8 protein-coding genes and 1 pseudogene are annotated in these 8,990 nt (G+C 54.4%); 5 read left to right on the top strand and 4 right to left on the bottom strand.

Annotated elements, in window-relative coordinates:
• A partial coding sequence (locus J2D77_RS16760; RefSeq protein WP_207847671.1) for an amidohydrolase family protein occupies nt 1–792 on the top strand: 792 nt, incomplete at its 5' end.
• Nucleotides 793–836: 44 nt separating this feature from the next.
• On the top strand, nt 837–1,466 hold the full coding sequence (locus J2D77_RS16765) for a Maf family protein (protein WP_078528163.1): 630 nt from the start codon (nt 837–839) through the stop codon (nt 1,464–1,466).
• 418 nt (nt 1,467–1,884) lie between these two features.
• Here the strand turns inward: J2D77_RS16765 and J2D77_RS16770 are convergent, their stop codons facing one another.
• Together J2D77_RS16770 and J2D77_RS16775 are read right to left on the bottom strand one after the other, a co-directional pair.
• Entirely contained in the window at nt 1,885–2,493 is a 609-nt protein-coding gene (locus J2D77_RS16770) for a superoxide dismutase (protein WP_078527130.1), read from the bottom strand.
• A 506-nt stretch (nt 2,494–2,999) separates the two neighbouring features.
• Nucleotides 3,000–3,809 (bottom strand): IS5 family transposase, encoded by an 810-nt coding sequence (locus tag J2D77_RS16775; RefSeq protein WP_078527133.1) that lies wholly within the window; start codon nt 3,807–3,809, stop codon nt 3,000–3,002.
• Between the two features lie 419 nt (nt 3,810–4,228).
• On the opposite strand from J2D77_RS16775, the gene J2D77_RS16780 reads away from it, so the two are divergent.
• Nucleotides 4,229–5,137, top strand: coding sequence for a PIG-L deacetylase family protein (locus J2D77_RS16780; RefSeq protein ID WP_078527135.1), 909 nt, complete (start codon nt 4,229–4,231; stop codon nt 5,135–5,137).
• A gap of 83 nt (nt 5,138–5,220) precedes the next feature.
• On the opposite strand, the pseudogene J2D77_RS17660 reads toward J2D77_RS16780, so the two are convergent.
• Nucleotides 5,221–5,422, bottom strand: a pseudogene (locus J2D77_RS17660) (IS5/IS1182 family transposase); the annotation flags it as partial.
• A 311-nt stretch (nt 5,423–5,733) separates the two neighbouring features.
• On the opposite strand from J2D77_RS17660, the gene J2D77_RS16785 reads away from it, so the two are divergent.
• A complete protein-coding gene (locus tag J2D77_RS16785) occupies nt 5,734–6,717 on the top strand; it encodes a DUF1852 domain-containing protein (RefSeq protein ID WP_078528166.1) in 984 nt (327 codons plus the stop codon).
• A gap of 26 nt (nt 6,718–6,743) precedes the next feature.
• Entirely contained in the window at nt 6,744–7,772 is a 1,029-nt protein-coding gene (locus J2D77_RS16790; protein ID WP_078527137.1) for a methionine synthase, read from the top strand.
• A gap of 752 nt (nt 7,773–8,524) precedes the next feature.
• On the opposite strand, the gene J2D77_RS16795 is transcribed toward J2D77_RS16790, so the two are convergent.
• Nucleotides 8,525–8,990, bottom strand: a 466-nt coding sequence (locus J2D77_RS16795; RefSeq protein ID WP_207847672.1) for an epoxyqueuosine reductase QueH, incomplete at its 5' end; no start/stop codon positions are given.

Below are 8,990 nucleotides of genomic sequence, written 5' to 3' on the forward strand. Positions count from 1 at the left end.
GATGAAGACCGCCTCAAAGAGCGCATGAATTTGAGAGTGGCGGGTGATGCGGCCAGCCATCCGGTGTGGCGGGACGACGAGAGTGCGCTTCGGGCGACTGATCGGGTATTACATCTGGCACGTAAAACGGGGCGCAGAGTGCACATCCTTCATGTGACGACGCCACAGGAGCTGGCTCTCATTTCCCGTCATCGGGATATTGCTAGTTGTGAACTGACTCCCCAGCATCTCACTCTTGCCGGAGAAGACGTTTATCCTCGGCTGGGTACGCTCGCGCAGATGAATCCTCCCATACGGTCGGGAGCACACAGAGACGGATTATGGCATTGGCTCGGTCAGGGAATGCCGGATGTGATCGGGTCCGATCATGCCCCTCATTCTCTGGAGTCAAAGAACAGGAGCTATCCTTCCTCTCCTTCCGGCATGCCGGGGGTGCAGACCCTGTTGCCTCTGATGCTGGATCATGTGGCCAACGAGCGACTGACGCTGCGTCGTCTGGTCGATCTGACGTCCGCCGGGCCTCAACGTCTCTTCGGTCTGGTGCGAAAGGGCCGTATTGCCGTCGGGTACGATGCGGATTTCTCAATCGTCGATCTCAGGGCATCCTGGACCATTGAGGAACGCTGGCTGGCATCGAAATGCGGCTGGTCTCCTTTCGTGGGCAAGAGGCTGACGGGGAGACCTGTCGGCACCGTCATAAGAGGGAAGCGGGTGATGTGGGAAGGAGAACTTCTCGGGGAACCCGCGGGAATGCCGCTAAGATTTGATGCGACTGACAGGCCCGCTTCCTGATGTTCCCCGGAAAATCATGTCCTCGTGAGAGGGCTGGCGACCTGATGAAAAACGATGCCATAAGGCTGATTCTGGCGAGCGGCTCGCAGACCAGACTCAAGTTACTGAAGCAGAGCGGCATAGAGTGCGCGTGCTATCCTGCGTCTGTTGACGAGGATGGGCTCAAGTCACACTGGAAAGCAGAAGGACGCAACGTCAGGGAGGTGGCTCTCAAACTCGCTGAGGAAAAAGCGTGTTTAGTGGCATCACAGCGCTGCGCACAGATGAGTTCTGAAGAGCACTGTTTGATAATCGGTGCCGATCAGATGCTGGAGTGCGAAGGAGCATGGTTCGACAAGCCTCTGAATCTTGACGCTGCTGGAGCCCAGCTGAGAAGCCTGCGGGGACGCACACATGTGCTGCACAGTGCGGTCGTTCTTTTGGACAGGACGGAGATTGTCTGGAGACATCTGTCCCATGCGACGCTGACAATGCGGATGTTCTCGGACAGATTTATCGAAAAATACCTTCAGCAGGAGGCAGAAAACTGTCTGCAGTGCGTCGGAGCTTACCGTGTGGAAGGACCGGGGGGCCAGCTCTTTGAACACGTCGGTGGCGATTACTCAACAATACTTGGATTGCCTTTGTTGCCGTTGCTGGGAGAGCTGCGAAAAAGGGATGTTCTGGAATTTTGACGGAACGAAGGGTTCGGTGGTTCAGTTATGCTTCTCAGCAGTCGTGTTTTGATGTCGACCGGAAGTGAACACGCTTGAAACTGTCCGTGCAGTTCGTACTATATCAAAGAGATTCTGTTCGCGTTGTCGTGCATTTTCACGATTATCGGATTTGTCGCGCTTTCGGGAGAATGTCACGGGATTCCGGGAGGCTCTGGCAGGATGGTGGATTGAGGCACGTAGGATATCCTGGCGGGGCCTCATGCGTGAGTCGTGTGTCGTGAATCCTGCAGGGCGATGACCACCCCGAAGCAGATCACCCCCCATCCAGGACTGCATGCGCGCGACGGTTCCGAAGACGGACCCGCGCACGTATTTCATTAATTTCGTGCATGACGCGCGAGTGCGCTTGCTTAGACGCTGGCGTGCCTCAGGCCCTTCACGCTGCTGAGATCGCTGTCCGGTAACGCTGTTCAACCATCTCCCAGTCCACCAGATCTGTCAGGAAGGCCTCCACATATTTCGGTCGCATGTTGCGATAATCGATATAATAGGCGTGTTCCCATACATCACATGTCAACAAGGCTGTTTGGCCATGTGCAAGCGGGGTGTCTGCGTTAGCTGTTTTGGTAATGGTCAGTTTCTGACCATCATGTACGAGCCAGCCCCACCCGCTCCCGAACTGGGCCAGACAGGCATTTTTGAATTCCGTTTTGAAATTACCCAGAGAACCGAAATCCGAAACAAGCTGTTTTTCGAGAGACGCAGGAATAGATCCGCCGCCTTTTGCTTTCATGCTAAGCCAGAAAAAGGAATGGTTCCAGTGCTGGCCGGCCTGGTTGAACAGAACCTTCTGCTCGGGGTCGGACGCTGTTTTCCGGATAATTTCATCAAGAGCCAGTCCGTGAAATGGACCGCTGGCAGTGAGTTCGTTGAGCTTGTCAACGTAAGCCTTATGATGCTTTCCGTGGTGGTATTCAAGCGTCTCGGCTGACATGTAGGGCGCGAGTGCGTCGGGAGCATATGGAAGCTCGGGGAGCTTAAACATGTGATATTCCAGTTCTATTTTAGAAGAGCCCTCGTTTAGGAGGGGCGTCCCGTAGCCGGGGCGTCTTCCAGCCGGGTTTGCACCACGTGGCCGGCAATCGTGTAAACGTTAAGCGCTACAGTGCGCGCGCGAGTCACAAGTGCTTCAGTTTCTTCCGACAGGGGGAGGGAGTCATTTTCATGTTCCATCACCCAGGCAACAGCCCAGCGCAGAAGCTCCGCGCAAGCGTGCCGCGCCTGCAGGGGGAGGTCAGGCAGGCTTGCGAGACGAGACAGTTCGTTACAGGCAGAATGTCGAAAATAAGCAGCTTTTTCAGCCTGCCGCTCCCTCAGAAACAGATCGGTCAGATTCTAACACGATATGCTAAAAATGGCGGGAGCAGAGAGCGGTAGTCCCGTCTCCTGAAAATCGACCAGAATCCCGGTGGCCTCCGCCAGAGCGTCCTGATAGAGCCTTTGGGCTTCTTCCAGATCCAGACGTGCATAACTCTGATTGGCTAGAGGGTGTTATGCACCTTGAGCGAGTATAGCGGCGTTTCTGAGCATGAAACATGCGAAAGCGACGACATGGAGACTTGCGAGGGTTGAAGCGTAACGCTCGTAGTCCTTGACGAGCCTGCGGAATCGTGTGGCCCATGCGAAAGATCGCTCGACGACCCATCGGCGCGGCAGCAGGACAAAGCCGCGCTTGGCTTCGGGCAACTTGACGACTTCGAGTGCGATACCGTGCGTGCGAGCCGCCTCGTCTGGTTTTGAGCCCGTATATCCCTGATCGACATAGGCCAGTTCGACGCTTTCGTCAGTGGCCTCCTGAATGGCAGCGGCGAGGCGTCCGACCTCGGCGCGATCATCCCGATTGGCTGGCGTGACATGCAGGGCCAGCAGGTGGCCCAGCGTATCCACAGCCATATGCAGCTTCGAGCCCCGTTTGCGTTTGGCCCCGTCGTAACCGGCGCGAGGCCCGCTCTCGGGTGTCGAACGTAATGTCCGGCTGTCGAGGATGGCTGCAGTGGGTTCCGGCAGGCGACCAGAAGCCATGCGCAAGACGGCACGTAGATCGCAGGCCAGCGTCTCGAAGCAGCCGGCATCCATCCAACGACGAGACTGCTGACAAACCGCCGACCACGGCGGCAGATCGTTTGGCATCGCGCGCCAGGCAATCCCGTAGCGGATCACGTAGCGCAACCCGTTGAACAGTTCGCGCAGATCATGCCGCCGCTGTTCCGCGTCCTCTCGCATCAGGACCAGATACGGAACGACCAGAGACCATTCTTCGTCTGATACATCAGAGGGATACGGTTTGCGTGCGGGTGCCATCCCTCATTACTGCACCAATCAGGAACGAAAGTACATAACACCCTCTAGCCGCGTCAGATGCTGCCAGCGGACACCGGCTTCTGGTAACCGATCGGATTGTAACATTCCTACGGCATTTCGTTCCACGGCACAGGCGCGATAATCAGTAGATGTTTTGATATATGCAATATGCTATATTGCTATGCTTGGCGAAAGTCAGGAGACGCTGGCATTTGCGCTCAGATTGCCGGCTCGCTGTCCCTGTTGGCAGCTGCGTGTCTTCCTGAAATCGAGGGACGTCTTCGCGGCGCTGTTTTGGGCGGAACTCTTTCTGAATCAAATGTTACGTTATAATATAATAGTTTGCCAAAGGCAGAGGACTGTGTGCGAAATTACTCAATAGTCAGCACCAGCAGGCGGTGTGTTTGGATGGATGTAAGATGGAATCGTCGTCATTTGAAAAGTGCCTTCGGTATGTTCGTACCATACATGAAACGTTTGCCTCGGCGGAACGCGAGGAATGGCACGTCGCCCATACGGTGATGACTCAACATGTTACGTCCGGTCCTCGCTGCGTCCTGTTCTCTCCACACCCCGACGATGAAATCATTACTGGTACGTTACCGCTTCGTCTTATGAGGGAAATGTCTGCTTCTGTGATGAACGTGGCCGTAACAGCCGGAAGCCTGCTCTGTCGACGGTCAGAACGCCTTGAGGAGGCGCGTAACGCCTGTAACAACATAGGGTTTTCATTTTATGCGCCAGAAGGCACGGGTTTTTCAGATGTCACAGATACGGCCGCGCGTGATAATCCTCGCAGGTGGCTTAATGCCGTGAGATCGATTGCGGAACTCCTGCAAAAAGAAAAGCCCGACATTGTTTTTATGCCCCACGCGGAAGACTGGAATCGTACGCATGTGGGTACGAACCGGCTGGTTATGGCGGCGCTGTCACGCTGCCCTCAGCTGAGCTGTCTGGTTGTGGAAACTGAATACTGGGCACCTATGAAATCCCCAAATCTTCTGGTTGGTGCCACTCCAGAGGTCGTTGCTCATCTTATTGATGCGCTTCTTTGTCACGGGAAAGAATTGAAACGTAACCCTTATCACTTGCGGTTGCCGGCCTGGATGATGGACAACGTCCGCCGAGGCTCAGAACTTGTTCTCGGGCAGGGGGCCCAGAGTTACCAGGGTGTTTTTGCAACGCTTTATCGAATCAGGGAGTGGAATGGAACGTCTTTGGTGGAATCTTTATTTGGGAACCAGGTGGTTCCTGCTCATGAATCCCTGGCAGGATACTTGGGACTTATGACGTGTTATGGCTCGAACTCAGAAAGCAATAGCCGCTGACGTATATCAATGTGTCTAACTCCTTGCAGGGCAGGTGCGAGGCGAATCTGCTTGTTCACGGGAGTCGTGATTAGGCTCAGCATTCATTCTTTGAGGTAGAAGATGACGCTTGCTGCGATGTGGATTGCGAACAATGAATGTATGAGTGCAGCGGTCGTATCGTGTCGCCTTCCTTCGCCAGTCTTTCCGCTTTGCACGCATGTTTTCGATCGGATGGCGCTTTTTATACAGATGCCAATTGTAAGGTCGTTTTGATTTCCGTTTCTTCGCCGGCGGAATACAGGCTGTGATATTGCGTTCTGCAAGCGATAACCTGATCTGGTTGCTGTCGCAGCCTCTTTCCCTGATGACTTCTTTTATCTCATCGGGGCGGTTTGGCAGAAGCACGTCTGCGCCTCTCAAGTCATTGACCTGCTCCGCAGTCAGATGAAGGCGGGCAGGTCGGTCTCTGAACTTATCCATTTTCGGTGTGACCCTGATCACATCGTTCCATGAATGATATTTATGGTTTGATGAAATCAAATCATTTCTGTTCAATGGAGTCTTCCGGCATAAGACGGGTAAGGCTCTTAACTGCAGACATGATGAAGGCTTCAATGATCAGGGAAACTGCATTTGAAATAAAGCGCATTCGCTTCGATGAGAATTATCATCCATCCGACAGAACGCGTCTCACGACCAATTTCGCCAATCTGGCAAGAGGAGAAAGCCGTCAGAAAAACCTGCGCAACGTGCTCAGGATGATTGACAATCGTTTCAATGGCCTGGCGCATTGGGACAACTCCATGGGGGATCGCTACTCCGTCGAACTTGAAATCGTTTCCATTGAGATGGACCTTGCCTTTGCCGGCAAGAACGACAGCTTTCCGCTGATCGAAGTTCTTTACACAACGATTGTCGATCAAAAGCACAACAAGCGCATAGAAGGTCTCGCTGGGAACAGTTTCTCGTCATATGTCCGAGACTACGATTTCAGCGTGTTGCTGCCGAACTACAACAAAGACAAGACGGAGTTCAGCGTTCCCCACAATTACGGGGATCTGCATGGCAATCTCTTCAAGAGCGTTGTGAATTCGACTGCCTACAAGAAGAATTTCAAAAAGCTTCCGGTCATATGCCTTAGTGTCTCAACCAACCGAACCTATCATCGGACAGAAAATCAGCACCCTGTTCTGGGTGTTGAATTTGAACAGCGCGAATTTTCCCTGACCGATCAATATTTCAAAAAAATGGGGATGGAGGTTCGTTATTTCATGCCCAAGAACAGTGCGGCACCTCTGGCCTTCTATTTCTTCGGTGATCTTCTCTCTGATTACTCCACGCTTGAGCTTATCAGCACTATCAGCACGATGGAGTCCTTCCAGAAAATCTACCGTCCGGAAATCTACAACGCTAATGCTGCGGCAGCGGACTGTTATAAGCCAAGCCTGAAGCATCAGGATTATTCAAACACTCGCATTGTCTACGATCGGGAGGAGCGTACCCAGCTGGCGACCGCGCAGGGCAAGTATACGGAAGAAAATTTCATCGAACCCTATCACCATGCTCTTGAGCAGTGGTCCGCCAGCTACGCCGCCTGATCAATCAGAATACAGGGTCATCTTTCATGAAAACACTGCTCCCCACATCAACGGCTGGTAGCCTGCCCAAGCCGTCATGGCTCGCCGAGCCCGAGAAGCTTTGGTCGCCCTGGAAATTGCAGGGCGAGGAACTTGTAGAAGGTAAACAGGATGCGTTGCGTCTGACCCTGGACGATCAGGACCGGGCCGGCATCGATATCGTCAGCGATGGCGAACAGACGCGCCAACATTTCGTCACGACGTTCATCGAACACCTCAGCGGTGTCGACTTTGATAACCGTCAGACGGTCAGAATTCGCAACCGCTACGATGCGAGCGTGCCGTCCGTCGTCGGCGCCGTGACGCGTGAGAAGCCCGTCTTTGTCGAGGATGCGACGTTTTTACGCTCGTTGACGAAGAAGCCGATCAAGTGGGCGCTCCCTGGCCCCATGACCATGATCGACACGCTCTACGACGGTCACTACAAAAGCCGCGAAAAACTGGCGTGGGAATTTGCCAAAATCCTCAATCAGGAAGCGAGGGAACTGGAAGCCGCTGGCGTCGATATCATCCAGTTCGATGAACCTGCCTTCAATGTTTTCTTTGATGAGGTGAATGATTGGGGCATCGCCACACTGGAAAAGGCCATCGAAGGCCTCAAGTGTGAAACCGCCGTCCATATCTGCTACGGCTATGGCATCAAAGCCAATATCGACTGGAAAAATGCTCTTGGGGAAGAGTGGCGGCAGTATGAAGAGATTTTCCCCAAGCTCCAGAAATCCAATATCGACCTGATTTCCCTGGAGTGTCAGAACTCTCGCGTGCCGATGGATCTGATCGAACTCATTCGTGGGAAAAAGGTGATGGTCGGCGCCATTGACGTGGCCACCAACACGGTTGAGACGCCTGAAAAAGTCGCTGATATCCTACGAAAGGCGCTTCAGTTTGTCGACGCCGACAAGCTTTATCCCTGCACCAACTGCGGCATGGCACCTTTGCCGCGTGACGTGGCGCGGGGCAAGCTCCATGCTCTGGGCGCGGGTGCGGAAATCGTTCGCAGAGAACTTTCCGCCTGACAGACTGCCGCAAGTGGATTCCGAAAGAGGGAGAGAGGTAGAGACAACCATGTCGATGCGCTCTCCCTCGGGCAAGCAGGAGGCGCTTCATGTCCTCCATGACGCCAGAATTTCCAGGGACGTCAACACTCTCGTAACATCTTCCGCGCTATGCAACGCCAGCGAGAAGTGCCCCGGTCCTTTAGGACCTTGGTTGCGATCGGTCGGAGTTTCCCCTCGCGGGTTCATTGGATGCGTTCCCGACTGGAAATGCGCAGCGCGCTCTGAAGCCTGGCAGGCGTGAGGGGCGTGTGCAGATGTCCTCCATCGCTGTAATCAGGCGTTCGACATCTCTTGCCATACCTGTCATGGGCCAGGCAGCACTGAGGACATGACCGAACCGGCGCAAACGCTTTCGATACTCTTCCCGTCGGCAGTCGATCATTTTGTGAGTTTCCGAGAGGAAATCGACAAAACGGGATATCTGTTCTCCTTTGGACAGTACCTGGCGATCAGGCCTTTGAAGATAGCGCATGATGTCTGCGGCAAGGGTCTGTGGCATGGTGTGCGTCAAAGCCTGAGCCGCATTTCATCCGGCTCAACGAAACCAGGGCACCATGCAACATGGGCATCCGAACGGACTTTCATCATCAGGATTGTCGTTCTCCGGATCGTCGCAGGTCAGGGATGGACCGGTTCCATGACGGGCCTGCTCGTTCAGGGGGGGCATAATCGTCGAGGTGTCGGAAAACGTTTCCTCGTCCTGCGGCGTGCTATGAGGCGTCATCGTTCGTCCCATAATACAGCTTGCCAAGTTCGATCGCCGGGCGGCCCTGGCTGCGACGATGCGCATTGGTATCCCGCAGCGAATAGGCGCAGCCGCAATATTCCTGCTGGTAGAAGCGTTCCTGCTTGCTGATCTCGATCATCCGCGCGGACCCTCCCCCTTTGCGCCAGTTGAAATCCCAGTAGGACAGCCCGTCATAGGGAGACACGGCGCGTTGCCCGCATTCGTTGATCTGCGCCATGTTCTTCCATCGTGAAATGCCGAGCGAACTGGTCATGACCGGGAAATCATGCTCATGGGCGTAGAGGGCGGTCCGCTCGAAGCGCATGTCGAAGCACATGGTGCAGCGCACACCACGTTCGGGCTCCCACTCCATGCCTTTTGCCCGGGCGAACCAGTCGTCCTTGTCATAGTCGGCGTCGACAAATGGAACGCCATGCTTGTCGGCAAAG

Source organism: Acetobacter garciniae, assembly GCF_017377735.1.
GTDB lineage: Bacteria > Pseudomonadota > Alphaproteobacteria > Acetobacterales > Acetobacteraceae > Acetobacter > Acetobacter garciniae.